Here is a 25,117-nt window from a genome sequence, read left to right as displayed (position 1 = left end):
CTGAGATATCTCCAGCCTGATTGGAAACTACATTTCCTTTGGTGGTAGTGGTGGTAGGCAATCGCTGCCGCTCGCTGATGATGACTTTTGTGTTTCTTTCATCTATAACTTGCGCCCTGTACCGCGCTAGTTGGAGGCTTTCAAGAAACGGTCAAACGTTACCTTGACTCGCTTGACTACATCCTGAAGAACTTGCGAATAGATTTCGCCGTACCAAGGATGAGTTTCCTCTACATCTATTGGCTGACTCCGTGCCTACGTCAGCCGCGCATTCATAAGGCAGCATGCGGCGAATTACTTCGCCGCTTTACGCGCCGTCCCACGCTGATTTATTGGGGGTACTCGGTTGCGCCTCGATAAATCCCCCTCTAAATTCAGCGTGGGGCTTCTGCTGTTTCAGCTAAAAACTGTACTAACTGCTCTAGCTTGGACCAAGCGGCACCGCTTAGCATGACATTCCTCGCGATCTCTATGCCAGCCTTATGGTCTTCCATTGGGATAACGCCGCCTACCTGAAGGGCTAATGAGGCATTCAACGCCACAGCATCCTGCTGTGCGGGTGTTCCTTTCCCCTGTAAGACATTGCGCAAAATCGTGGCATTTTCCTCTACACCCCCCCCTCGTAGTGCGCCTGTGGGCGCTGGTGTTAAGCCTACCTGTTGAGGATTGAGGGTTGAGAGTCGTACCTCACCATTGGATAGTAATGCCAAGTCCGTTTCGTCTGCCAATCCTGCCTCATCAAGTTTTTCCCGTCCATGCAGTGCGATCGCATTTGGGGTGCCCATCTGGCGTAAAGCATGAGCAATGGTTGTCACCAGATACGGGTCACACACCCCAATGATTTGACCCGTAGGACGCAACGGATTGACGAGAGGCCCCAACAGGTTAAATACTGTCCGCACCTTCAGGGTTTGCCGCAGGGGTGCCACCACCTTTAACGCTGGGTGCCAACCCCGCGCAAACAAAAACGTTATGCCCACTTCATCCAGGGCGGCGTGAACCTTCTGTGTCTCGGCTGATAAGTTAACGCCCAGTGCTTCCAAGACATCCGCTGAACCCACTTTGCTAGAAGCCGAGCGATTCCCGTGCTTAGCAACCCGAACACCCGCAGCAGCGGCGACAAAGGCTACAGCTGTAGAGATATTAAACGTTGAGGCTCCATCCCCACCCGTACCACAGGTATCAATGACTGGGGTTTCGTGTTTGATCGCGATTTTCTGTAATGATTGAGATTGTAAAACCTGAGCCATCCCTGCTAGTTCTTCTGCTGACACCCCTTTAGCTTGGATGGTGGCGAGAATCGCACCCGATAAAACCTCTGGAATTCTTTCATTGAGCCATCCCTGCATCAGATGTGATGCCTGTTCCCTGGATAAAGATTGCTGATCGAGGAGCTGTTGCAGTAGCGTTGACCAATTACTAGTATTTTTGGCGCTGGACGCTACTTCGTACCGATTTGTGATCGCCGAAGCGGAGTCACTCATAGATAAGTCAGTCATGATTTGATGCTTAACTCTCCTAACCTTTAACCTTCAACCTATTTTCCTATTAGTAGAGAATAAAATTAAATCTCAACCTATTTTCTAGATGAGCAGCAAGCTCAATTAATTCTTTCTTCAGAGATATTAAAGTTACTAATTAATTTTATGAACTGATGACTCAATGTAGTAATCTTTTACAGATCAAGTTTCTCAAAGGATGGGTTTTTGAACTTTATACATTCTTTAATAGCTAATTGACTCATTAGTATAGCGTTTCAGGTTTTTTATTAAAATTAAATTTTAACTATAAAACTCTGAGCAGATGTGATATTTTACCCTAATTCCTCCAATGAAATAAATATTCAGGGCTAAATTGTCTACAATTGAGCGTTTGATGAATGCACCCAGAAGGTCAACCAGCTGTCTTAGCTAATTTAGAGTTATATTCTGCGTTTATAGAACACACGCCTGCCGCTGTAGCGATGCTCGATCGCGAACTGCGCTACTTGCTCACATCGCGTCGGTGGCTGACAGATTATGCTCTGGAGAACCAAGACATTGTTGGTTGCGAACATTACACAGTATTTCCACTGCTTTTTGCTGAGCGCAGAAAAGCATTCGTTTCCCCTTCTACTTTTTCTAAAACGCTCAGGTCACCGGTACACCCTCAGAAACCATCCCGTTACCCTATCACAAAAGCTCCGCTTATCCCTACATCCCTTCACCCCCTTGACCGATGGCGGGAAATTTTTGCCTTGTGCTTAGCTGGGCAAAGTCAGCGAAGCGACTCAGATTATTTCATCAAACCTGACGGCTCTCGGCAAAGAGTTAAGTGGGAAATCCAGCCTTGGCGAACCCATAACGGTGAAATTGGTGGAATTATGATGTTCACCGAGTTCCTAGAGAGTCAATCCATCCCTGAAAAAGCCAGTTACGAAAGCGCAAAGGCTTATTGTCGGCTCAGAGAAACAGCTACACAAGGAATTTGGGGCACAGCCTCTCTCTCGAATACGCTCAAGCAGCTACAACAGGAGATTACAGAGCGCCAACAGGCACAAGCGTTGCAGCAGGAATCAGAAGAACGGTATCGCTCTTTGATTGCGGCAATGGCAGAGGGAATTATTCTACAAGATGCCAATGGAATCATTCGCACCTGTAATGCGGCTGCCGAACGCATCCTAGGTGTATCGGTAGAGCAGCTGATGGGACGGACGCTGATTGACTCACACGGCCTGATCGTTACAGAAGACGGTGAGCCGATCCCTAGGGAAGAACATCCGCTCAATTTGACGCTGCGGACTGGGCAGTGTTTTACCGATGTAATCATCGGCATTTACAGACCTGACAGCACCCTAACTTGGCTCAGTCTCAATTCACAACCCCTGTTTCGCCCTAACGAAACCACTCCCTATGCAGCAGTCGCTTCCTTTATTGATATCACCAAGCGTAAACAAATTGGGGCAGCCTTACGTGAGAGTGAAGAACGGTTTCGTGCCACCTTTGAGCAAGCCGCTGTTGGCATTACTCATGCCGAACTAGACGGCTCCTTTGTCCGAGTTAACCAAAAGTTTTGTGATATTGTTGGCTATACCCGTGAGGAGTTGCTAGAACGAACACTCCAAGACGTTACCCATCCGGATGATCGGTCGGTCAATCAGAAGTATTGGCGATCGCTCTTAATTGGTGAAATTGAAACCTACTCCCTGGAAAAGCGCTGCCTTCGCCAAGATGGCGAGTCGATTTGGGTAGAAATTACCGCGTCGCTGGTGTATACCCTCCAAGGCAATAGCGTAGCGGGACGTACTAGCGTCCTTCCCCAGTACTTCCTGTGTGTTGTCCAAGACATCAGTGCCCGTAAAGCAGCTGAAGCTGCCCTGCGAGACTCGGAAGCCAAGTTACGACAGCGAGCGCAGCGGGAAGAACTGCTGAATCGCCTGTCTCATCAAATTCGCAGATCTCTTGACTTGAACACGATTCTCGAAACCGCCGTCCGGGAAATCCGCCACTTGCTGCAAATTGATCGCTGCCAGTTTGCTTGGTATCATGCTGATGAGCGTCGCTCCTATTGGGAAGTTGTTAAGGAAGCTCGAACTCTTGATTGTCCCCCTGGCACGGGTCGCTATCCAGTCGATCTGATGGGGCCGCTCCATCAACAATTGCTGAATCTGGAAATTCTCCGGATCGATGATGTCGAGGCGGTTAGCGAGCCAATTTTTCAATCGTTTATTCGTTCCCTCAGCTGTAACTCCGTGTTGTCTCTGCCCATGCAGACGCCCTCAGGGACGATCGGTGTGATCAACTGTATTCAAACTCAAGAGGCTCGACCTTGGACAGATTGGGAATTGGAACTTCTGCAAGCGGTAAAGGCTCAACTTCTGATCGCGATTAAACAGGCTGAGCTTTATGCCGCTAGTCGCAGGGCAACTCAGGAAGCTCAAGAAAAAGCGACACAATTGCAACAAACCCTGCGCAAGTTACAAAGTACCCAAGCTCAATTGATTCAAAGCGAAAAAATGTCGAGTCTGGGTCAGCTGGTTGCGGGTGTTGCTCACGAAATTAACAATCCAGTTAACTTCATTTACGGGAATCTAATCCATGCTCAATCGTATTTTCAAGACCTCTTGAGTTTAGTGGAACTTTATCGTGCTGCCTATCCTCAGCCTCTACGGATGATTCAAGAGCATATAGAAGCCATTGACTTGGATTTCCTGGTTACCGACCTTAGCCAACTTCAGGAGTCGATGAAGATAGGTGCAGATCGGATTCGGGAGATCGTGCGATCGCTACGGACATTCTCCCGCTTAGATGAGTCGGAAAGCAAAGAGGTAGACATTCACTCAGGGCTTGAGAGTACCTTGATGATTCTCCAAAATCGGCTCAAAGGAAAGCCTGGTTACGCCGCTATCTCAGTGATTAAAGAGTATGGGGACTTACCCTTAGTGGAATGTTATCCGGGACAGCTGAATCAGGTATTTATGAATCTGCTGACGAATGCGATCGATGCTTTAGATGAAAAAAGCAGACGTCAGTCTTCAGAGGCGGATAGTACTCAGGAGGAAGCCGTCACTTATCCCCCACCAACTATCACGATTACCACGGGTATCATCGAGGAGGAGAGAAGAGAAGGGGAAGAAGACACGGGGCATTCTCCAGCCAATGGCTTCCCACCCCCCCTCACGTCCTCCCCAAATCTCCGTTCATCCATTCACTCCGCTACTATTTCGCCTACTCACGTCTTTATTCGTATCGCCGATAATGGGATTGGAATGACGCTACAGACACAGCAGCAGCTATTTGACCCATTTTTTACCACCAAGGCGGTGGGTAAAGGAACAGGTTTGGGGTTAGCCATCAGCTACCAGATCATTGTTGAGAAACACAGAGGTTATCTGCGGTGTAATTCAACACCCGGACAAGGCGCTGAGTTTGTAATAGAAATCCCCAGCAAACCTCAGCAGAGACAAAGTAAAAAGATCTAGGCTCCAAGACACAAATTTTGTATTGAAATATGAACATTCTGACCTACCACAAGTTAGCGGCCTTGACAAGTATTTATGCGAGTTTTCTCAGTTATCCTTTGCAAGATAACTATGAAAAGATGACAATCTTTATGAGCAATAAACTCAGCTTAACTACCCACCAGTAACGTTACTGCATAGGCAGCAATTCCTTCTTCTCGTCCCACTGGCCCTAACTTCTCATTTGTGGTTGCCTTGATGCTGATTTGGTCGGGTTTTAATTCTAGTGTAGAGCTGAGGCGATCGCGCATAGCCTTCAGGTGGGGTTTTAGCTTCGGGCGCTCTGCTACCACCACAGAATCAATATTCCCAATTCGCCAGCCTGCCGAGAGTACCAATTGATTGACCTGACTCAATAAAACCAAACTATCTGCTCCTGCCCACTTGGGATCTGTTGGGGGGAAGTAATGACCAATATCCCCTAAACTCAACGCGCCCAGCATGGCGTCCATGATGGCGTGGGTTAAAACGTCGGCATCACTGTGACCGAGCAACCCCACCTCGTGAGCAATCTCCACGCCACCCAAAATCAATGGACGTCCTGTAACTAGTTTATGGATATCGTAACCGTTGCCAATGCGAATATTCATTTTCTGGCTATTAACCGACTCTACACGAAGTGCATTACTGCCGAACCTTCCAAAGTCTATACTCAACAAAGAGCGGTTTTATGGAATACGATCCAAAACAATTGTGATAGGTGGGTAAGAGCAATGAACACCTTGCTGAGTAAGACATTTATTGACTAATAGTTTACTCTATTGCGAATAGCTCAGTTTTTATGGAGTTTCACCCTATGCTGAGATCACCCAGCGAAGTCTTCGATATTAGCTATGCCTGATGACCCAAAAAGTGTCATGATTCGCGTACCTGCGCCTTTAATCGACGGTGTAAGGGAGTTAGTGCGACTTCACCGACAGGGACGCACCCAAGCCGTCCTAGAAGGCGTGACTAAACTGATAGCGAATATTGAGCGCGGTAGTGATAGCGAAACTGAGAGTGTTTCGGAAGCGATATCAAGACTCACCGAACGGCTGGATAGAATCGAATCCGAGCAAGATGGCGAAGGTACGGCTGTTGATATTGCGGAGATGTCGCTCGCGATATCGCATTTTACTGAGCGACTGGAGAGGGTAGAAAGCGACGTCAATTCAATTGCGCTGACGCTCCAAGACCTCAATGTAAGACTTGCCGACCTCGAAGGCGTTGGAGATATCGGATACGCTGTTAGCTCGATATCAGCACTAGAGTATCTCGATGATAGCGAATCAATCACAGAAGAATCTCTGGCTGAATCGAGAGATATCAACACCGATCGCCAATCGATACCAGAACTGCCAACCCCACAACAGCTCGCCGTCCCTCTCACACAGTCAGGTCTTGCCAAGCGCCTCGGTTGCTCTGATAAGGCGATCGAGAAACAGCGCAAACAGGGGGACAAGGAAAACTTTGCTCAATGGAGTCGCCAACGTGACCCTGATGGTCTGGCCTGGTCTTGGGAGGGTATCGGGGGCAGAGGCCAGCCATTGAGGTTTGTGCCAGTGGACTACCTTGGGTAAGGCTGGACATTCCAGGCACCAGAAACAAGAAGCAGCAAGCCGTTAAGGTTGAAGATTTCAAGCCAATCCGCTCTAAATCGCCCATGCAAGATTCGGATTATTGCACTCACGCTGTCCTGGAAATTCAGATTTTAGCTTTTCAAACTCAACCTTAAGTAACTGCCTGCTTTCAACAGGCCGGCCTTGTGGCTGAATGGCCTGACTTTTGTCACTCCATTCTTGTAAACGTTGGCATTGGCTGGAGCTGAGAGTTGCTGTCATGACTTGGGCACAGCGTTGGGGTTCCTCGGTGCAAAACAGCAGCAGTCGGTAGTAGCTCATTTTGGCTAGACGTTGAGCAATCTCCAGGCTTTTTGGGTCTTTTAAGTCCAAATAACAAGGAAGCCACTGAGTACCATGCTCCGGGTTATGAAGTGCTGTAATCCAGAGCAACAGGGGGTAGGGCGACTCGATAAAGAAAAATTGCTTGAAGGGCTTGCTATATAGATGATGTAGAATATCCTGCTTTGGTAACATCACCCATTGCGCTGCTAAATTCCCAAGGCTGCTGGGTATGAATTGAGGAAAAACGATTTGGGCAATCGGTTTATCCTGAGGCCAGGACTGCTGTAAACAGGCTTGAAGCATGAGACTGAACCTCAACTTTTTTCACAGTTGTGCATTCGATCAATGCCCCTGACAAGACTAAGCTGACATAACAGGTGCTGATATCACCTCTATCCCTTGATAGGTGGCAAGTTTCTTTCTTGGGGTTACTCCTCAACGATCTCATCTGTGCCACAATCAGTTGTAAATGCTTTTTCACAAAACGTAGTTGGGGTTTGTCCAACCAGTAACGTCTGATCCCTATTTAAGCCTTTTTGGAATGTATTCCTTGTTGCTGTAGAAGTGATTCGAGTTTCAGACTGTTGCCCGACGGCGACAAAGATGCAGGCAGTAACAGCGATCGCTTCCAATAGAATTTTCAGAGTCCGAGGGTTCATAGGTAAACGTTAGAGGTGGCGTTTGAAGCTTTCTTAAAATCAGTATGAGGGTCAGATGTTTGCGATCGCGTTTGCGCTGGTGTGTGACTTTACGTATACGTTGACGGCAAACGCATAATGAAAAAAGGGTTTGGAATGAGTTTATGGCAAGGCGATCGCTTCAGGCATCACCAGAGGGCATCAAAAAAGCGAAACAAGCTTTTCTGCGCAAGGGATGGACGCAGGAATATCTGGCTGCGGAAGTTGGCTTAGAAACTCGCCAACCCATCTGGAAATTTTTTTCCGGTAAACCCATCGCTCGCAATGTCTTTAGCGAAATTTGCTTTCGACTAGACCTGAACTTTGAAGAGATTGCCGCTATACCGCCTGATGTTGAATCAGAAGTAGACCCAAAAATTCAAGAAAGCCAGAGCGAACTTGACGTTTTAGTGACCAAGGTACGGCAAGAACGCTACGACCAAATTCAAGACCAGTGTGGCACCCTTCGCTTACTGGATATTGCACGACCCGTTGAGATAGAAGATCTTTATGTAGATGTCAATATTCTTGAAGAAATTACGAGCCAACGATGGATAGAAATTTCTGATTTGCAAGGCTTTCAACCGGAAGAATTCGATCGCCTAAACTTGGGTAAGGTTCGTGCCGAAGGAGTAGCAGGGCTGAAAGCGGTTGAGCGATACACCAAGCTGATGGTACTCGGTAAACCCGGAGCCGGTAAAACCACTTTCTTACAATATCTTGCTGTTCAGTGCAATCAAGGCCATTTTCAAGCCCATCTTATCCCCGTATTCATTGTGCTGAAGAACTTCGCGGAAGATGCTCTCGACGAAGGAGATATCAGCTTATTGGACTATATTAATCAAGACTTTTACCGTTCGGAAGTCGCTGAGCAAGAAGTTGAAACCCTACTCTCTCAAGGCAGACTTTTGATTTTGCTGGACGGCTTGGATGAGGTACCTGAAGCAGCCAGTAATGAGGTGATTAAACACATTCGTAAGCTCTCTGACAAGTATTACAAAAATCAGCTCGTTATCACTTGCCGAATTGCGGCTCAAGAGTACAGATTTCGAGGATTTACCGAGGTTGAAATAGCGGACTTTAAACCCCTGCAAATTGAAGCCTTCGCCAAAAAATGGTTTGTGGCGGTTGCGAGGAACTCACCGAAATCTGGACTGCAAAAAGCATCCCTATTTCTCGAACAGCTGGCGCTTCCAGAAAATCAGCAAATCAGAGAACTAGCGACAACACCGGTCTTGCTCAATCTCAGCTGCCTGGTGTTCCAAGCCAAGGCGGATTTCCCCCTCAGACGCTCTGACCTTTATAAACAAGGACTTGACTTACTCTTAATTCGCTGGGATGAAGCTAGGGGTATTAAGCGAGATGAGATTTATCGGAATTTATCCTTGCCCCACAAGCTTCAGTTACTCAGTCAGCTAGCCGCCATTAGCTTTTCCAAAGGAGAATATTTCTTTGAAGAAAATACCCTCCAGCACCTAATTGCCGATTATTTACGCACATTATTGCCCGCTCAGATTGATGAGTCTGCCCTAGAACTCGATAGTGCTGTTGTCCTCAAGGCGATCGAGGCGCAGCATGGACTATTGGTAGAGCGAGCACGGGGAATTTATTCATTCTCTCATCTGACGTTTCAAGAGTATTTTACGGCGAGAGCTATTGTTGCTGGCACTCATCTATCACTGCAACAGTTGGTGAGGCATCTGACAGAAAAACGCTGGCGGGAAGTATATTTACTGACAGCACAGATGTTGCTCGATGCCGATGAACTGTTGCAGCTAATGAAGCAACAAGTCGATGCCTTAGTATCTGCGCCACAAATCCTGGTTAGCACGGTGCTAGCGACAGAGCGAAGTGAGCGGTTAGAGCCGACGGGTGCATCAGCGGCGAACCTAGCTCCCGACAGCCTGACGGCAAGGGAAACATTGCAACTCCTCCTCAACTGGGTGATGCAGAAATCCTTGGAAGTAAAAACACCCTATAAACCTGCTGCTGTTCGTGCCTTCTACTTAACCCTTGCTCTTCCTACGGAACATCGGCTTGCTCGCGATCAGGCTTTAGCATTGGCGATTGATCGCAGCATTGCGAATGAAGTGGAGGGTGAACTCGCTCTGGATTTAGCTCTGATTCACGCTTTGGCGGTTACCCAAACTCTAACGCTAGACTTAATCCATAACCGACTTACAGCCCTTCACCTTGCCCTTGACCTTGATCACTTAATCAGGACTAAACCAATAAGTGACTTACTCCGGCAACTAAAGAATCAGTTACCTAACCCAGAACAAGACTTAGAAAGTCTTAAGCAATGGTGGAAACTGAATGGTCAATCTTGGGCATCTCAATTAAGAACGCTGATGATTGAGCAGCGCAATATCGGTCATGAATGGCACTTGAGCGAAGCGGCGCAGCTGTTGTTAGAGCAATATAACAATGCCAACAAGTTGCTAGTGGAGTGTCTCAAAAGTACGAGTCAGATGACACCGAAAGTGCAGCAAGAGATAGAAGAGAAGTTGTTATTGCCAATGTACCAATTATAGCGAGGGTAAAACTGCTACCCGATCGCGCACTTACCTCCAGTCGGCGGCTCTTGAGACTTGTACATCCGAAGCTATAGCTGCTTCGGGTTAGCAGGGCGATCGCTTTATATCATTCGGTACAGGTGAGTTAGTTCCGGTAACGATTAACCTAAGCATTAGGAAAATGCCTCGATCCAGGTGAGCGAATTCCTCAAGGAACACAGAATCGTGTTCTGAGATATTTTTTGATAGCGAGAGCGTTGCCCTGCTGCAATCCGCCGATCGCTCTCTTGTGAACTCTTGTGAAATTGTATGCGATCTGCGCGACGCTTCGGCAACGCCTGCCGAAGGATGCCCGAAGGGCTGTAGGGCGAACGCAGCAGCGCTTCGCTATCGCACAGGTCTTTGCGGGTCAGGATATACTCGCCAAGCCATTCTAGTGCTGTCTTGAGCCAAAAGCCTCAACTCAAATGAAGTCGTATTAGGAATCAAGCAATGCATATTGGATTTCTTAACCCTCAAGGCAACTTCGACTCCGGCGATAGTCACCTATCAGAACATGCCGATTTCGGTGGTCAGCTGACCTACGTCAAGCAACTGGCTCTAGAAATGGCTAAAAAGGGTCATCAAATAGATATTATCACACGCCAAATCATCGATCCCGACTGGCCTGAGTTTGCCGCTTCATTTGATACTTATCCCGGCGTGGATAATGTTCGCATCATTCGCTTGCCTGCTGGACCCAAAGAATTCCTCTGCAAAGAATTGCTATGGCCTCATCTAGTCACTGACTGGGTGCCCAACATCCTGAAATTTTATCGAGAGCAGGGTGGCTTACCCGACGCCATGACCACCCACTATGGTGATGGAGGAGTATGCGGCGTTTTAATTGAAGATGAAACCGGTGTACCCTTCACCTTCACCGGTCATTCCCTCGGTGCTCAGAAGATGGATCAACGGCAAGTCACCCCAGAGAATCTGGCAGAGATGGACGAGCAACTGCATTTTGGTCGCCGCCTCATTGCCGAACGCCTGAGTATGAATCGCTCGGCAGTTAACATCACCAGCACGCGACAAGAACGCTTTGAACAGTACTCTCATATCGCCTATCGGGGGGCGGTAGACGTTTTCAACAAATCTCGCTTTGCTGTCATTGCGCCGGGAGTAGACTCATTAATCTTCGGTTCCGAAGCTCGTTCCCACAATGAGGACGCTACGTATCAGCTAGTAATAGAGCGATTAGCACGGGATATTACTGAGGATAGGCGGGATTTGCCTGTGATCTTGGCAAGCAGCCGATTAGCTCCCAAGAAGAATATATTGGGTCTGGTGCAAGCTTTCGCCCTGAGTCAGACGTTACAGGAACGGGCAAATCTGCTGCTGATTACGCCGGGACTAGACAATCCCCTGCATGAGGAAGCCAGCGACGACCGAACCGAACAAGAGGTCTTAGTCCCCATCCGTGAGGTGGTAAAAGAAAACGACTTGTGGGGTAAAATCAGCGCCTTTGGCTTACCTGATCAACCTGCCTTGGCAGCAACCTATCGCTTGATGAGCCGTCGGCGATCAGTGTTCGCCTTAACATCCTTCTACGAGCCTTTTGGTCTTGGCCCCTTGGAAGCGGCGGCGGCAGGTCTGCCTGTGGTGGGTACGCAGAACGGGGGCTTGAGCGAAAGCCTGGGAGAGGGAGATGAAGAATCTGCTGTGCTGGTTGACCCAGAGAAGCCCGCTGATATTGCCAATGGACTAGAGCAAGTTATCTGTGACACTCAACTGTGGGAGCAGTTACAAGAAAATGGTCAGCAGCGTGTCCTATCGGAGTATACCTGGGAGTGTACCGCCAAGCATTACCTAGCCGTAATCGAGCAAATTGTGGCTGCACCTGCGGCACGTCGGCCTTCTGAACTCCTCCCCCTCCATCCCTACTTCCGCCATCCCCAACCGCAGACGGATGTTTCTTTGGAAGAATTGAGTGGCCTTTACTTCGGTTCTAGCCAGATGGCACCCATAGAAGAACACAGAACTTGTGCATAGCCTGTTGGTGACGTTCTCTCCCGTTAAGCTTGCGCTATAACGGGAGCTTCTCGCTATTGACATCATGGCATGACCGCTGGGGAAACTGTATTGACACACATCAACTATCCGTTTCCATAGCATGGGGCGCGATCGCCCAAATAGATGTTTTAGTAAAATGTTTAACGCCGTTGCTCCAACGGCGGCAATTATGAGAACCGTTGCTTGTGATCGCTCCCCTAGCCTGAGTAATCAAATTCCCAACCCAGTACTAATACTCAATAAAACGATAGGCTGCCCGATGTAAGTCAGACCCAGCATGACTACAGCCAAGAGCGGTCTATGCAGTTCCCTGAGAGTCAGTAAAATTTGCTGATCAAATGTAAAGCTTTCTTTCGCGAGGATTCCATACGCCAGTGTGGCAAATAACCAAAGTGCTAAGACAGCGAACAAGAAGCCAGCGGATCGAATAGTCAACAACACTGGCAACAGATGTTCTCGCGCCCATTTGGGCAACGCTAAAATCAGTTCTTTGCTCAGCTTAGGCATTATTAAGATAGTTTAACTGATGGCAGACTTTCCCAGGCTTGCTTAACAATGTCACTGAGCCAGCGCCTTTGCGCCGGATCGAGCCAACCATCTTCGGCTAGAACTTCGGCGGTTAATTCGTCAAGGGACTGACCCTGTTGGCGTGCAATCTGAACCACTCCTGCGATCGCAGCCGCCACTAATTCTTCATCGACGGGCTTTTGACGCAGGGCAACAACTTCTTGTGGGTTAGCTGGGATGGGATAATTCATGGCTAGTTAACAATGGCACCCTTTAATTTAACAAAAATGAGAAATATGTAAAGTTTTTTTTCTAATCTTAAATAAATTCGGTATTCGGAAGCTTAGCGTATTTTGCCTCCTTCTGACCTCCGTCTTCCTTCGGAATTAATTAGTCACTGAAATCACCACGATGAAAGAACTTTTCTACGTAGAAATACCTAAATCGGCTACAGATACCGTTTGCGCCTGGTTAAAGCAGGACTGGCAACACGAGCTTGGGGATAAGATTATCACCCCTGACGGTATCCGTCTGAAATTTAACAAAGTACTACCCGACAATCAAACCCCTACAGCAGATGGCAGTACAATTCCGGAAATCTCCATATTTGTATGGTCAGTACAGCGAACCACATACCTCAAAGCCTTTCGTTGGGGAACCTTGCCCATTCCCGGCGAACGAAAAATTCTGCAACAGCTTGAAGCCGCTGTGCGTCGTCAATTCCCCTATCACTATCCTGAACCCCCCCTGATTGATTTATCCAAACAATCAATCTTTAATGCGTTGGCTTCTGACTATCCGAAGACAGTACACTTCTTCCAGAAAATGCCCAATGGGGAATATGACCTCAACCGCGTCTACTGGTGGGAGAAGCGGTGGCGCGAAGGTGTCCGTAATCCCCAGCAGCCCAAGCAGGTGGTATTTAAGAGGTTGAACGTTGAAAGGTTGAATGTTGAAAGTTCGGAATATAACCTTCAACCTACAAACCTTCAACCTTCAACCCCCACTTACGACATTATCTATATTGGTGGTGCCTTGGGTGTGATTCATGCCGCAGTCATGGCACAGCTCGGCTATCGAGTGCTGCTCATTGAGCGGTTACCGTTTGGGCGGATGAACCGGGAGTGGAATATTTCCCGCGACGAGTTCCAAAGCTTAATCGATTTGGGTTTATTTACCCCGGCTGAGTTTGAAGGCTTGATTGCCAGAGAATACATTGATGGGTTCAATAAGTTCTTTGATGGTAACAATCCGCCGCATCTGAAAGCAGCAATCCTACATACGCCAACTGTACTTAATGTGGCGGTTGATTCTGAGAAACTGCTGCGGCTGTGTGGCGAAAAGCTCAAGAACGCTGGGGGAGAGATCTGGGATGAGACAGAGTTTATTCGGGCAGATATTGAACCGGAGCGAGCTGTGGTTACTCTGCAACACCTACCTACCCAAACAAATAAACAAGCTACGGCACGTTTGTTGGTAGATGCAATGGGAACTGCTTCACCGATCGCATGGCAGCTCAATGGAGGTCGCGCGTTCGATAGTGTCTGCCCAACCGTAGGGGCGGTGATTGCCAAGGGATTTGAGCCTGAAGTCTGGGATTCCGATTACGGCGACGTTCTCAATAGTCATGGGGACATCTCACGGGGGCGTCAGCTGATTTGGGAGTTGTTTCCTGGTGCTGATGAGGAACTAACGATCTATTTGTTCCATTACCATCAGGTGAATCCTGAGAATCCCGGTTCCTTGCTGGAGATGTATGAAGATTTTTTCACCATTCTGCCAGAGTACCGCCGATGTGATGTGGAAAAGCTAGTGTGGAAGAAACCAACATTTGGTTATATTCCAGGTCATTTTAGTGTAGGCAGTCGCGATCGCACTGTAGCATTTGATCGACTCATTGCTCTGGGCGACGCTGCCTCCCTCCAGTCTCCCCTCATTTTCACGGGCTTTGGCTCTCTTGTCCGTAACCTTTCTCGCTTAACTAACCTTTTGGACACAGCATTGCAGCATGATTTGCTGAGCGCTAGGGATTTAAACCAGATTCGCGCCTATCAAAGCAACGTTTCCGTCACCTGGCTGTTTTCTAAGGGCATGATGGTGCCCACCGGTCGTCATTTCCCGCCCCAGCGGGTCAACGCCATGCTGAATACCTTCTTCGGGCTGTTGGCTGACGAACCCCCCCAAGTCGCCGATGATTTCATTAAAGACCGCTTTGACTGGTTAACCTTCAATCGGCTGGCTCTGAAGGCTGCAAGACGAAATCCTGCCCTCTTACCCTGGATTTGGCAGATGGCGGGTGCCAGGGATATCTTTCGCTGGCTAGGCAGTTACCTAAGTTTTACGGCATACGCCTTAGTAAGTGGGTTATTCAGGGGTTGGTTTCCCAGCTTGGTTCGGCGTCTACAGCCTTGGATTGAAAAACAAAATCCGGCACTGTGGCTACGACTCTTGGCTCAAAGTTACGCTTTGACGGCTGGCATGGGGCGCTCCGATAGAACTAAGCGTGAGGATGTTAGCGTAAATCGGGAGGAGTTAAAGGAACTATCCCGCTTGAACTAAATAAAAAGTGAAATCGCTGATAAAAGGTGTAAACCAAAGTTTGAACCCAAAGTTCCTCTTTGAGGCTAGGGGTTTGTAGAGGCGGGTTGAGGGCTCATGTCTGATAGGAACCCATATCTTATGTTCAAAACCCGCCCTACCTACGTTGTATTTATTTTCACCCGCCTGTTAATTATTTTCTGAAACTCCCTACATCAAAATTGGGGCGGAAAGTTCGTTTTTCACCAAAGGTTTCGTTCTGCCCTATAAGGAAAAGCTCCTATGTCATTTCGCGTTCCATCAGGGTCGGCATAATTCTTGTCAGGGCTTCCCTTATCAATAGCAGGAGAATTGCTATTTAAATAGAAATTACCAGATTTTGTATCTACAAATAAGCGCACCTGGAAATTATCGAGGTGTTCTCGCTATATGATATGCGCTCACTAACTCTAGAAGCCACAAGTTCCAAATACGTGCGATCTAACTGATCAAAAAATGAACTACCACGCCCAATCAAACGTAAGTTCCCCTTTGACAAATGGCTCTAGTTACCGTTGTGCCAGCTTTTCACCCTTGTTTAGTTCATCTATATGGGGGAACTTCCGTTTGAAATTTTACAAAACATGGAAGAAACACCGATGAGAGTGCTGTAGGGGCAGGTGCGAGGGATTAACGAGAGTAAATACATCGATAACCTGACAAAAAAACCTACTCTATCCTCAATAATTGCTTGTGTTTCTTGAGAGTTATACCCGCTAATTTAGAACAGGCTTCTAGCTTCGTTGTTATCCTGAACTGTTTGCACAACTCTTAGATCTGCCTTGAATAGACAGGCGCTCTTTATAGCTCTAATTCTGGAATCTTTTCCAGTGGTACAAACTCTTTAGTCTCTGGGTTGTATCCCCAAGCAATTCCTTCTGGGTCTCGACTTTGGCTCCATTCCGGGAAGTCTTCATCCGATTTGCGTTTCCCAACCGTACTGGAATGAACGTCCAGCCGCTTTGCTAGTTCGGCTTGGATTAGAGCTTTATAAACTTCCTGGTTTTGAGTTGGTGCATCTTGGTATAAGTACTCATTTTCCTTGAGTAATTCAGTCGGTTCGGACTGCGGTGGTTTCAAAGGTTCGAGCTTGGCTTCAACCTGATCTGTTGTGGATATTTCAACAGATGGGACGGATTCTTCTGCCTCGGCTTCAACCTGATCTGTCGTGGTTACTTCAACAGGTGAAACAGATTCTTCTGCGATGGGGAGTTCAGGAAGCTCTTGTCGGTCACGGATAGAAGACTCACCGTGAGAATGAGAAAAATGTGAATCTTTCTTTGTCAGCGTTTCAATCAGTTCTGAGGCTGGTAATGCTGCGGTGAGAGTAGCAATATCCTCTTCATCTTCATCTTCTAGCTCAGGTGGGGGTTCGCTCTCCTCCAAGAGGCTGCCGAGAGAGCTTACTGTCAGAAAGTAATACACCGTACCCTTACCTTCGTACTCTCGGCGCTGAGCACCAAATTCTTCGGCTTTTTTATCCAGAAATAGCCGTGCTGCTGAACCTGATAGGTTGGCCTTTATTGACAAGTCTAGTGCGGTCAGGCAACCTTGGTTTTCTTTAATTAACTGATTGAAGTAGGGATTGACCCGATTGCTCCACTGCTGCCATTGGTATTGCTGCCAAATCCTTAGAGTAATACTCAGAAGCAACAACGCCAGCAGTACAGGCCAAGCCTTGAACAGCAGGACGATTAAAAATGCAATGGGGAGGATGAGAACAAGAAGGCCAGTGGCACTACTATCGATTTCTTTTCCGGTCATAGCCCTGGTTGCGAATTTACGTTATGGCAAACCATACTTAATCATGGCAAAGATTGCGCTCAATCATTTGTAGAGGCATGAAATTTGAGGTGGTGACCCTGCGGCTGATACCCAAAAGCTGCGTTTTGTCAGCAACTACCGTTTCCGTAGTTTAGCGGCTTTGCTGTTACCTTGAAAAGTGCAAGGCTTCTTGACTTAGATGGAATGTCACTGATTTATGCGAAAAGGGGTCGTTTCTTGGAAAAAGCAAGCTTGGGGGGTTCCCCCAAATCCCCACTGGGGGACGGAGTGCCTACCTAGAGACCTCCTCACTAAAGCTCTGGTGTACAAGGGTGGGTTGGTGAGGTAGAGGAGTTCTTAAGTCAGTGCCATTCGACTTAGGTGGAATGTCACTGACTTAACGAGTCGATCCGCCCCCCAACCCCCAATTCTGAGGGAGCAAGAGTTCAAAGTCCCCCAAAATTGGGGGATTTAGGGGGCAAATTCCGCAGGAGAGCGCTTAAGTCAGTGCCATTGGACTTAGGTGAGAAGCGCAAGGCGTTTAAACATCGCGTCCCGTGCCTGCATGGCTAGAGTATCATCAAGTGGCTTTAAAGACACAGGCGTTTGATACTTTTGCCTGAGTGCCGTCTGAATTAGCCAATCGGCAACAAACGGATTCTTGGGCAATAGGGGGCCGTGAGAATAAGTTGCGATCGCATTTCGATAGAATGCCCCTTCCATGCCATCTTCCCCATTATTCCCGTATCCTTTTACGACGCGACCCAAGGGTTCGACGTTCCCTAGATAGGTACGACCCCCATGATTTTCAAAGCCAATCACCACAGGCTTTGTCCCTAGCATCAACTCTAACTCTTGGGCTAAGGGGGAAGCGGTTAGCTCAAATACCACATTACCAATACAACGGCGAGCATCGGGGCCAGGATGTTTACTGACAAAATCTAACAAACCCAATCCCTCAATCCGTTGCCCCAGCGCGGGTTCATAGTAGTGACCCAAGAGTTGGGGGGCACCGCAGGTAAATACGCCCGGTGTTCCTGCTTCCAGTTTCTCACGCAGTGTTTCCGCTTTAATCCCGCGCAAATCACGCATGACGATTTCCTGCTGTCGGTCTTGGGCACCCCCACCCATGAAGATATCGACCTGATGCATCGCCTCAGCAGGAGTTTGCTGGTCAAGGGACACCACTTGGATGTTAATGCCTCGCCATTGACCACGTTGTTTGAGGCAGATGACATTCCCGCGATCGCCGTAAGTACTCATTAGGGTGGGGTACAGCCAACCGATTGTCAATTCCATTTGTTCGGGATTCATCGCCTTTAGTTAATCTCTCTAATTCTTACAAGCTCACCTGATTGCCTCAGAGTAGTTTAACCATTCTTTGGTAATGGCGAGTCTAGCTGTTTTATATTTGGATTGCTGATTTTGCCCTCCATTGTCCTGCTTTCTGCCTCACATTTGCTGTATGGCATGACGGAACGCTTTGGCGGCTTCTAACCTGGAGGTTTGTGCCATTAGTACACAGCGAGTCAGAAGATTGAAGTCAAAATCTATTAGTTCAGGAATCTCACTACGAGTAATGCGCTGGTAGCCCTCTGCCCGTAAGCGGTAGATGTTGAAAATCCCATCCTCCCAAAACCAAACTTCAGGAACGCCCAAGGCTTTGTACCGTGCCAGCTTGTTAATGCCGCCGCTGGTAACGATGACCTCAATGGATAGGTCAGGAATCGGTTTCGATGCTCCAATACAGTAAGACTGATCGGCTTGAATGAAGGCTTCTCCTTCTTTCTGCTGATCCATTGAACCGGTTGGTTCAAATTCGATATCCTTTTCGACCAAGAAGATTCCCAATAACAACGCGATGACTGCGCTAAACATCTCATGTTCGCGTCCCGGCATCAGAATTTCAATCGTCCCATTGTAATAAAAGAGCTTAATCCCAGGAGAATTAGCAAAACCTTCCTGAATCAGCTTGAACTGTTGCCAAGTCCGTCCAGATTGGATGATGCGTTGATCTGGAATTGGTTGATCGAGTAATTGAACCATCACAATTCCTCTGAATAACTTTCTTCATCTCCTATCACAAAATCTTCCGACCCGTCAGCAAGCCTCTGACTTCCAGCATGGCGGAGTAAGTGGGCAGAATATGGAGGGTTTCATTGGCTGGGGTGAGTTCCAAGGCTGTAGCGATCGCTTCCTGCAAATCTTCTTTGACAACGAGTCGCAAGTTATTGTCCCCTTCCGTTTGGCTGTAGCGTAGGCGTAGTGCCATATCATAAACGCGATCGCCACTGACAATAATTGTTCCCCCTAATTCCACCAACTTCTCGGTATCCACATCCCAAATCCAGGATACATCCGTACCATCGGGTGTGCGGTCATTCAGTATCAATAGCTTGGTTGATGCGCCACCCTGTTTTTGGATGTCACTCACGGCGCGGATGGTTTCATTCATCCCTACCGGATTCTTGGATAACAAAATCCGCACATGCTTCCCGTTCACATCCAATTCTTCCGCACGTCCAAACGCGGCACGGAAGTTTTTAATCGTGCCGTAGATGGCGGCGGTATCAATTCCCATCTCTCGCGCCACTAATCCCGCCGCTAGGGTGTTGTATTTGTTGTAAACGCCAATCAGAATTTGAGGCCATTCCTGACTATCTACCGCTAGCTGACTCTTAGTAAACCCACAGCTAGGACAGCGATAATCTCCTAAATGGGAGAGATAAACGCCCTCATAATCTAAGGGATGTCCACAACTGGGACAATAAATCGAGTCTACGGCATGGGGAATTTCATCCAGATATAGGTCAGGTTCACTCAAACCAAAGAACAATACCTTTTGGGGTAGCTGCTGACCGAGATGAGAGAGGGTGGGGTCATCAGCGTTTAAAATAACTCTGGTGTCGGTTGGTAGCGGTGCGATCGCTTCTTGCCAGCGGCGGCTAATGGTATCGACTTCCCCGTAGCGATCAAGCTGGTCGCGAAACAAGTTTAAACCCAAAATGAACTGAGGCTGACAATCGCGTAAGAGCAGAGGCAGGATATTCTCATCTACCTCCAAAATGGCATAGTCCGCGTCTAGCTGACCCAATAAATTGGTATTTTCCAGTAGTGTTGTCACCAAGCCATTAATCAAATTCGCACCTGTCGTATTGTGCGCAACTCGCCAACCCTGAGCCTCAAGAATGGTACTCAGGAGTAGAGAAGTCGTCGTTTTACCATTCGTGCCAACAACGAGAATTACCCCTCGCCTGACTTGTTGAAACAGTAGCGGTAGCGCCTTCGGCTGGAGACGACGAGCCACCTCCCCTGGCAACACACTCGCGGCTCCCAAACGTAACGAACGTACCAGAGATGTAACTGTTTTTGAGACCCCGACAGATACTCCAAGCCGTAATCGATCAACAACTGATATGCTCAAATCCACACTCCTGAATCGGCAAAACAGCCTCTACACGTTTAGGGTTAATAGGGCTATTTCCCGTTCTACGCATTGCTCGTCAGCATTGTACCGGACATCACGCCAATCAGCTAGTCATGCGTCATGATTGGCATACCGCCGAGGAAACCGTTCCAATAGCAGTGAAAGAGTCAACTCATCTCTCTCCTTTTCTTTCTCCCTCAGCGTTCTCTGTGTCTGGAGTGGTTTGTTCAAAATATACTGAGCAACCAGTCTGCTCCATCTCATTCCTGAGTCGATTGTATTTGACTGAGCTAAGGCATAGGCTCTCTTTTGCTTCGTGTTCTTCTTAGATGAGCTTCCCGGACATCCCGAACAAACGCAATGAGTCGAGCTTCATTTACACCATGTATCCCATGTGTATCGGCAAAGTGTAAAATTTCTTCAATCTCCTCAGAGGTGAATTCTGCATGAGCGCCGTGATGATGTACGGGGAATAGGTTATCTTCGTCAGAGTCTTTGGTCTGATTCATCGTGAAATCTCACTTTGTTAAGAGCGATCGCCAAAATCCCATGTCATAGCTTTCAGCACAAGGGCAACCTAGTTATTAACTGTTTTACTTGAGTTTCAACCCGCAGCTTGTACGTAGCGTTCCCACGAGTTCCACCGACGACGATGCGATAGTCACCTGTGGCGGACAATTTAGTACTCCAGCTAGTTACCTCTTGCTTGATAAGCTTTTGCTTGGGAGAAACAATGTCAAAAACAGCGTTATTTTCTACAGACGTGATGCTGACTGTTATTTTCTGACCGACTTTAGCACCCACCAGATAAGTATCTCTAGTACCTCGCACTACAGCATCTTCTACTACCACTGAGCTAGCACCGCGTACAAACTGGATACGGCGTGTGCGAGACTGTTGAGCTATGAAAAGGGTGGGTTTAACAGTTGTTATCTCACTAACATTGGAATTTCTTCTAGCGGGTTCCCATGTCAAGGGTTGTGCTGTTGTCGGAATAGAGACAGCAATTTGAACAACGTTCAGCAGTAATAATCCAAGTATAAGTCTGAATGAAAGATAGGCGGACATAAAGTTTTCCGAAAGATTCACATACTTTGCATCTTACTTTTCACGAGATGTGGAAAACCTCTCTCCTACTCTTGAGTATTTCAGGGTGCCTGGAATAGAAAATAAAGCCCGCTGTCTTCTGTCTTCAAGCCAGCGGGAAGGGCATGTGTTTAGTTAAATTAGTTATAAACTGAGTAGACCTTTCAGCGATACCGGGAAAACACTGAAAAATTTGGCGAGATGAGCAGGAAACCCAGTATCGAATTCCGCATAATCTCGGAGATAGAAGCTTGAAGTATTCATCGAGTTGCCGTCGAGACATCTCTGCCTTGAGGAGAGTTAGTCAGCCTCTGCCTTCCGCTACGCTATTTTCATATTTTTTTCACAACCAGCCTTTAACATGGGTTGAATTCCACGCAAGCAGTCCCCATAAAAAAACCCAGCGAGTTACTGCTGGGCGGTAATGAAGGAACATAGTAGATGTCCCCTGAAAGGGAATACACCATTACGAGGCGCTCCAGACTGAGGGGAGACGGACACCCCTTATTTTCTCTGGAGACTGGGGCGGGGACACTGTCAAACACCGATTCAGTAATCATCACAATGACCATATCCTGTAGGAGCAGTGCCCCTGTGGCTGCCCTAAAACTTTTTGGCTAATTGAATCACGGATAATGGTAACTGGATACTGTGGCGTGGATGGACAAAGCCCAGTACTTCTCTGGTGTGCCAAGTTAGTGTGAGTCCGTCCATGATGCCTTCAAGCCACCCTTGGCGATTTTGAAAGAGCCAAGGTTGTAAGTCTGGCAGGGGCATCCTACAAACAGATTCAGTAGATAAGCTGTTAAAAATTTCTAGGGGGACGATAAACCCCAGTGTTTTGCCTTGGTGTGTTATTATGGCTGCTTCAATTCCCATCTGCCAGCGGCGTCGATGAGCACGGGCGCTGGTAGTAAGTTCGGCAAGAGAGACTGGGCGGCAAAGAATACTCATAGTGATTTATTCCCTTCTTTGCAATGCCGCACCGGAAAAATTAAGGGTCACATCCCAAGAGTTCCCCGGATTCATCTGTGGGATTTTACTTGGGACTTTTTGTCAATACTCCAAAAAGATTTTTTTCAGCCAGCTGAGTACAATTGCATCTATTCAATAAAATTTGAGAAATATGTCAGTTTGTAGACCTGTGTAAAGTATAGGGAATTGGGGAAGCAATGAAGATATTGGTACTGGCCTGGGAATTTCCGCCCCGGATTGTAGGGGGAATTGCTCGCCATGTGGCGGAGTTATATCCAGAAATCGTTAAATTAGGGCATGAAGTCCACTTAATTACTGTGGAGTTCGGAGAAGCGCCGCTTTATGAAGTTGTGGATGGTGTTCATATCCATCGAGTACCGGTTGCTCCCAGTCATGACTTCTTTCACTGGATTGTGAATTTGAATGACAGCATGGGGCTTCATGGAGGCAAACTTCTTCTAGAAGAAGGGCCTTTTGATTTGATTCATGCCCATGATTGGCTAGTGGGAGATGCAGCGATCGCACTAAAGCATAACTTTAAAATACCGATGGTGGCGACCATCCACGCCACAGAATTTGGTCGTTACAACGGTCTTTACAACGAAACCCATCATTATATTTGTGGCAAAGAAAAACTGCTTGCCTATGATGCTTGGCGGGTGATTGTCTGTACTGACTATATGCGGCGGGAAGTAGAACGCGCCTTAGATACTCCTTGGGACAAAATGGATGTGATTTATAACGGCGTCCGACCCGAAAAGAAACACCGTACCCCGGAATTTGACCACTGGAGCTTCCGCCGTCGCTTTGCTGATGATGGGGAGAAAATCTTCTACTATGTGGGTCGAATGACTTACGAAAAGGGTGTGTCTGTACTAATTAGCGCTGCCCAGAAAGTCCTGTGGGAAATGCATGGCTATGCCAAGGTTGTGATTATCGGTGGTGGCAACACTGACCACTTGAAGAAGCAAGCGTGGGATTTGGGGATTGGTCACAAATGCTATTTTACGGGCTTCATGTCCGATGCTAACCTGGATAAGTTCCAGACGATCGCAGATTGTGCGGTTTTCCCCAGTCTCTACGAACCCTTTGGTATTGTTGCCCTAGAGAGCTTTGCGGCTCGTGTCCCTGTGGTTGTCTCTGACACTGGTGGTTTTCCGGAGGTGGTGCGGCATACCAAGACTGGGATTGTCACCTACACCAACAACCCTGACTCCCTGGCTTGGGGGATTTTGGAAGTCTTGAAGAACCCTGGCTATGCTCAGTGGTTGATTGATAATGCGTATGAAGATTTAGAGAGACGTTTCAGTTGGTCTAAAATTGCCCAGCAAACGGAAGCAGTTTTTGAGCAAGTGGTAAAAGAGCGATCGCAAGTTGTCTGGCTCTAAGTTTTAATTCTCTTCCAGCACAACGGTTTTTTGTCTCTAATTCCGACTGCTGCCTGAACAATTGCACAAGAAAAGATGAACCCAAATCCCTTTTCCCAGTATCGGTACCGCTGTAAACTCGAATGGGGACAGCAAGGTGCTCGTCAGGCAGCAGAACGAGGAGACATTATCGTTGTTGTGGATACCCTTAGCTTTTCCACAGCCGTTGCCTGTGCCGTGCATCAAGGTGGTGTGGTATATCCCTGTGGAAAAACAGAGGATGCAGCTGCCTTTGCACGGCGCATTGGTGGTGAAGCGGCTGTCAATCGAAGAGATGTACCGCAAAAGGGGCGCTTTTCCCTATCGCCTCTAACCTACTTGGGGCTAGAGTCGGGAACGAAGATTGTCCTTCCTTCTCCCAATGGGGCAACTTGTAGCCGCTTGTCTCGTGCAGTTCCTTACCTGTTTGCTGGGGCATTGGTGAATGCAGAAGCTGTTGCTAATGCGGTATCACAGGTTCTCAGTACTACTGATTTATCAGTGACAATCATTGCCTGTGGAGAACAGTGGTTAATGCCTTCTGAGGAAGAGCAACTGCGGGTAGCCATTGAGGATTATCTGGGTGCAGAGGCAATCTTATCGTATTTGGAGTACGAAAAGTCACCTGAAGCCCGTGTTTGTCAGGGTGCTTTCCAGTCTGTTCAAAACGATTTGGAGGAAATCATTTGGGATTGTGGAAGTGGGCGGGAATTGCGAGAGGCAGGATTTGAGGGTGATGTGCGGTATGCCTTGCAATTGAATCTGCTCGATTCTGTACCTGTGATGCGCGGTGAGTGTTTTGAGAAATTTTCTGGAGAATTTGCTCGGATATAGGGCTAATCTAGTGAAGGCTTTGGCTTGGCGGTGTGTAGGGATTGTGCGATCGCATAGTCCTTGCCAACAGCTAAACCATCAGGAAAGACGCTGAATCGCATCATTTGCTCGTTGGACATATTCATCCAGTCCCATTGCTTGAACGAGAGTACGAGCATTTTGGTAAGCTTTAATGGCTTCTGATTTGGCTAGCAATCCCGCTAAAGCATTTCCTAAATTGAACCAAGCATTTGCCTGTGCGCGGTAATCACCGATTTGTTCTGCAATTTCTATCGCCTGCTGATAGTGCTGAATCGCTTGTTGATGCTGTTGTTGTCCCAGCAAATAGTAAGCATTACCTAGGTTTGTCAGTGATATCGTTTCACAGTCCCGATCATTAATTTCCCGTGCAATGCTCAAGCTTTGCTGAAAATA

22 protein-coding genes and 1 pseudogene are annotated in these 25,117 nt (G+C 47.7%); 8 read left to right on the top strand and 15 right to left on the bottom strand.

The genetic code is table 11. The annotated features are described in order from the left end of the window. Positions 1 to 129 precede the first annotated feature (129 nt). Positions 130 to 234, bottom strand: a pseudogene (locus tag V6C93_RS38395) (RNA-guided endonuclease TnpB family protein); the annotation flags it as partial. A gap of 140 nt (positions 235 to 374) precedes the next feature. Next, entirely contained in the window at positions 375 to 1,484 is a 1,110-nt protein-coding gene (gene trpD / locus V6C93_RS21895; RefSeq protein WP_349262795.1) for an anthranilate phosphoribosyltransferase, read from the bottom strand. Between the two features lie 395 nt (positions 1,485 to 1,879). Between trpD and V6C93_RS21890 the strand changes: the two genes are divergently transcribed. Beyond that, positions 1,880 to 4,960, top strand: coding sequence for a PAS domain S-box protein (locus tag V6C93_RS21890; protein WP_333478797.1), 3,081 nt, complete (start codon positions 1,880 to 1,882; stop codon positions 4,958 to 4,960). A gap of 149 nt (positions 4,961 to 5,109) precedes the next feature. On the opposite strand, the gene ispF is transcribed toward V6C93_RS21890, so the two are convergent. Next, a complete protein-coding gene (gene ispF / locus V6C93_RS21885; RefSeq protein ID WP_349262794.1) occupies positions 5,110 to 5,589 on the bottom strand; it encodes a 2-C-methyl-D-erythritol 2,4-cyclodiphosphate synthase in 480 nt (159 codons plus the stop codon). A gap of 243 nt (positions 5,590 to 5,832) precedes the next feature. Between ispF and V6C93_RS21880 the strand changes: the two genes are divergently transcribed. After that, the gene (locus V6C93_RS21880; RefSeq protein ID WP_333478795.1) at positions 5,833 to 6,558 is read left to right on the top strand and encodes a hypothetical protein; all 726 of its coding nucleotides are present in this window, start codon (positions 5,833 to 5,835) and stop codon (positions 6,556 to 6,558) included. 72 nt (positions 6,559 to 6,630) lie between these two features. Here the strand turns inward: V6C93_RS21880 and V6C93_RS21875 are convergent, their stop codons facing one another. Both V6C93_RS21875 and V6C93_RS21870 read right to left on the bottom strand, forming a co-directional pair. Then, positions 6,631 to 7,185: a hypothetical protein gene (locus tag V6C93_RS21875; protein WP_333478794.1), complete on the bottom strand. Its 555-nt coding sequence runs from the start codon at positions 7,183 to 7,185 to the stop codon at positions 6,631 to 6,633. A 125-nt stretch (positions 7,186 to 7,310) separates the two neighbouring features. Beyond that, entirely contained in the window at positions 7,311 to 7,541 is a 231-nt protein-coding gene (locus V6C93_RS21870; protein ID WP_333478793.1) for a hypothetical protein, read from the bottom strand. Positions 7,542 to 7,684: 143 nt separating this feature from the next. On the opposite strand from V6C93_RS21870, the gene V6C93_RS21865 reads away from it, so the two are divergent. The 3 genes from V6C93_RS21865 to V6C93_RS21855 all read left to right on the top strand — a co-directional run bounded on the left by V6C93_RS21865 (position 7,685) and on the right by V6C93_RS21855 (position 12,106). Further along, on the top strand, positions 7,685 to 10,093 hold the full coding sequence (locus V6C93_RS21865; protein WP_333478792.1) for an NACHT domain-containing NTPase: 2,409 nt from the start codon (positions 7,685 to 7,687) through the stop codon (positions 10,091 to 10,093). Between the two features lie 271 nt (positions 10,094 to 10,364). Then, positions 10,365 to 10,523 (top strand): hypothetical protein, encoded by a 159-nt coding sequence (locus tag V6C93_RS21860; protein WP_333478791.1) that lies wholly within the window; start codon positions 10,365 to 10,367, stop codon positions 10,521 to 10,523. A gap of 44 nt (positions 10,524 to 10,567) precedes the next feature. Beyond that, positions 10,568 to 12,106 carry a glycosyltransferase gene (locus tag V6C93_RS21855; RefSeq protein WP_333478790.1) on the top strand — a complete coding sequence of 513 codons (1,539 nt, stop codon included), beginning with the start codon at positions 10,568 to 10,570 and terminating at the stop codon, positions 12,104 to 12,106. A 231-nt stretch (positions 12,107 to 12,337) separates the two neighbouring features. On the opposite strand, the gene V6C93_RS21850 is transcribed toward V6C93_RS21855, so the two are convergent. Next, entirely contained in the window at positions 12,338 to 12,634 is a 297-nt protein-coding gene (locus tag V6C93_RS21850) for a hypothetical protein (RefSeq protein ID WP_333478789.1), read from the bottom strand. Positions 12,635 to 12,636: 2 nt separating this feature from the next. Then, the gene (locus V6C93_RS21845) at positions 12,637 to 12,885 is read right to left on the bottom strand and encodes a hypothetical protein (protein ID WP_333478788.1); all 249 of its coding nucleotides are present in this window, start codon (positions 12,883 to 12,885) and stop codon (positions 12,637 to 12,639) included. 160 nt (positions 12,886 to 13,045) lie between these two features. Here V6C93_RS21845 and V6C93_RS21840 point away from each other — a divergent pair, with 160 nt between their 5' ends. Beyond that, entirely contained in the window at positions 13,046 to 15,193 is a 2,148-nt protein-coding gene (locus V6C93_RS21840; RefSeq protein ID WP_333478787.1) for a flavin-dependent dehydrogenase, read from the top strand. Positions 15,194 to 16,012: 819 nt separating this feature from the next. Here V6C93_RS21840 and V6C93_RS21835 read toward each other — a convergent pair. The 7 genes from V6C93_RS21835 to V6C93_RS21805 all read right to left on the bottom strand — a co-directional run bounded on the left by V6C93_RS21835 (position 16,013) and on the right by V6C93_RS21805 (position 22,442). Further along, positions 16,013 to 16,975, bottom strand: a complete 963-nt coding sequence (locus V6C93_RS21835; protein ID WP_333478786.1) for a hypothetical protein — start codon at positions 16,973 to 16,975, stop codon at positions 16,013 to 16,015. 519 nt (positions 16,976 to 17,494) lie between these two features. Further along, positions 17,495 to 18,289 carry a type 1 glutamine amidotransferase gene (locus tag V6C93_RS21830; protein ID WP_333478785.1) on the bottom strand — a complete coding sequence of 265 codons (795 nt, stop codon included), beginning with the start codon at positions 18,287 to 18,289 and terminating at the stop codon, positions 17,495 to 17,497. Positions 18,290 to 18,427: 138 nt separating this feature from the next. Further along, positions 18,428 to 19,021, bottom strand: a complete 594-nt coding sequence (locus tag V6C93_RS21825; RefSeq protein WP_333478784.1) for a Uma2 family endonuclease — start codon at positions 19,019 to 19,021, stop codon at positions 18,428 to 18,430. Positions 19,022 to 19,055: 34 nt separating this feature from the next. Then, complete coding sequence (locus V6C93_RS21820) at positions 19,056 to 20,393, bottom strand: Mur ligase family protein (RefSeq protein ID WP_349262793.1); 1,338 nt, start codon at positions 20,391 to 20,393, stop codon at positions 19,056 to 19,058. Positions 20,394 to 20,692: 299 nt separating this feature from the next. Beyond that, a complete protein-coding gene (locus V6C93_RS21815; protein WP_333478782.1) occupies positions 20,693 to 20,911 on the bottom strand; it encodes a hypothetical protein in 219 nt (72 codons plus the stop codon). Positions 20,912 to 20,963: 52 nt separating this feature from the next. Continuing rightward, positions 20,964 to 21,470: a hypothetical protein gene (locus tag V6C93_RS21810; protein ID WP_333478781.1), complete on the bottom strand. Its 507-nt coding sequence runs from the start codon at positions 21,468 to 21,470 to the stop codon at positions 20,964 to 20,966. Between the two features lie 621 nt (positions 21,471 to 22,091). After that, complete coding sequence (locus V6C93_RS21805) at positions 22,092 to 22,442, bottom strand: hypothetical protein (protein WP_333478780.1); 351 nt, start codon at positions 22,440 to 22,442, stop codon at positions 22,092 to 22,094. Positions 22,443 to 22,660: 218 nt separating this feature from the next. On the opposite strand from V6C93_RS21805, the gene V6C93_RS21800 reads away from it, so the two are divergent. Further along, positions 22,661 to 23,851: a glycosyltransferase family 4 protein gene (locus V6C93_RS21800; RefSeq protein WP_333478779.1), complete on the top strand. Its 1,191-nt coding sequence runs from the start codon at positions 22,661 to 22,663 to the stop codon at positions 23,849 to 23,851. A 75-nt stretch (positions 23,852 to 23,926) separates the two neighbouring features. After that, entirely contained in the window at positions 23,927 to 24,703 is a 777-nt protein-coding gene (locus V6C93_RS21795) for a 2-phosphosulfolactate phosphatase (protein WP_333478778.1), read from the top strand. 78 nt (positions 24,704 to 24,781) lie between these two features. Here V6C93_RS21795 and V6C93_RS21790 read toward each other — a convergent pair. Continuing rightward, positions 24,782 to 25,117 (bottom strand): tetratricopeptide repeat protein (locus V6C93_RS21790; RefSeq protein ID WP_333478777.1); only part of this gene is annotated, 336 nt, incomplete at its 5' end.

The organism is Allocoleopsis sp., from assembly GCF_036703385.1.
Classification (GTDB): Bacteria; Cyanobacteriota; Cyanobacteriia; order Cyanobacteriales; family Coleofasciculaceae; genus Allocoleopsis.
Note: the sequence above shows the minus strand (reverse complement) of the source record. Positions and strands in the feature narration are given on the sequence as shown.

Bases quoted from the DNA above. Each gene is read 5' to 3' on its own strand.
- V6C93_RS21800 (WP_333478779.1), top strand. From the start codon at position 22,661: ATGAAGATATTGGTACTGGCCTGGGAATTTCCGCCCCGGATTGTAGGG.
- V6C93_RS21810 (WP_333478781.1), bottom strand. From the start codon at position 21,470: ATGTCCGCCTATCTTTCATTCAGACTTATACTTGGATTATTACTGCTG.
- V6C93_RS21830 (WP_333478785.1), bottom strand. From the start codon at position 18,289: ATGAATCCCGAACAAATGGAATTGACAATCGGTTGGCTGTACCCCACC.
- ispF (WP_349262794.1), bottom strand. From the start codon at position 5,589: ATGAATATTCGCATTGGCAACGGTTACGATATCCATAAACTAGTTACA.
- V6C93_RS21815 (WP_333478782.1), bottom strand. From the start codon at position 20,911: ATGAATCAGACCAAAGACTCTGACGAAGATAACCTATTCCCCGTACAT.
- V6C93_RS21835 (WP_333478786.1), bottom strand. From the start codon at position 16,975: ATGACCGGAAAAGAAATCGATAGTAGTGCCACTGGCCTTCTTGTTCTC.
- V6C93_RS21875 (WP_333478794.1), bottom strand. From the start codon at position 7,185: ATGCTTCAAGCCTGTTTACAGCAGTCCTGGCCTCAGGATAAACCGATT.
- V6C93_RS21840 (WP_333478787.1), top strand. From the start codon at position 13,046: ATGAAAGAACTTTTCTACGTAGAAATACCTAAATCGGCTACAGATACC.
- V6C93_RS21825 (WP_333478784.1), bottom strand. From the start codon at position 19,021: ATGGTTCAATTACTCGATCAACCAATTCCAGATCAACGCATCATCCAA.
- trpD (WP_349262795.1), bottom strand. From the start codon at position 1,484: ATGAGTGACTCCGCTTCGGCGATCACAAATCGGTACGAAGTAGCGTCC.
- V6C93_RS21890 (WP_333478797.1), top strand. From the start codon at position 1,880: ATGCACCCAGAAGGTCAACCAGCTGTCTTAGCTAATTTAGAGTTATAT.
- V6C93_RS21865 (WP_333478792.1), top strand. From the start codon at position 7,685: ATGGCAAGGCGATCGCTTCAGGCATCACCAGAGGGCATCAAAAAAGCG.
- V6C93_RS21850 (WP_333478789.1), bottom strand. From the start codon at position 12,634: ATGCCTAAGCTGAGCAAAGAACTGATTTTAGCGTTGCCCAAATGGGCG.
- V6C93_RS21870 (WP_333478793.1), bottom strand. From the start codon at position 7,541: ATGAACCCTCGGACTCTGAAAATTCTATTGGAAGCGATCGCTGTTACT.
- V6C93_RS21795 (WP_333478778.1), top strand. From the start codon at position 23,927: ATGAACCCAAATCCCTTTTCCCAGTATCGGTACCGCTGTAAACTCGAA.
- V6C93_RS21845 (WP_333478788.1), bottom strand. From the start codon at position 12,885: ATGAATTATCCCATCCCAGCTAACCCACAAGAAGTTGTTGCCCTGCGT.
- V6C93_RS21855 (WP_333478790.1), top strand. From the start codon at position 10,568: ATGCATATTGGATTTCTTAACCCTCAAGGCAACTTCGACTCCGGCGAT.
- V6C93_RS21880 (WP_333478795.1), top strand. From the start codon at position 5,833: ATGCCTGATGACCCAAAAAGTGTCATGATTCGCGTACCTGCGCCTTTA.
- V6C93_RS21805 (WP_333478780.1), bottom strand. From the start codon at position 22,442: ATGAGTATTCTTTGCCGCCCAGTCTCTCTTGCCGAACTTACTACCAGC.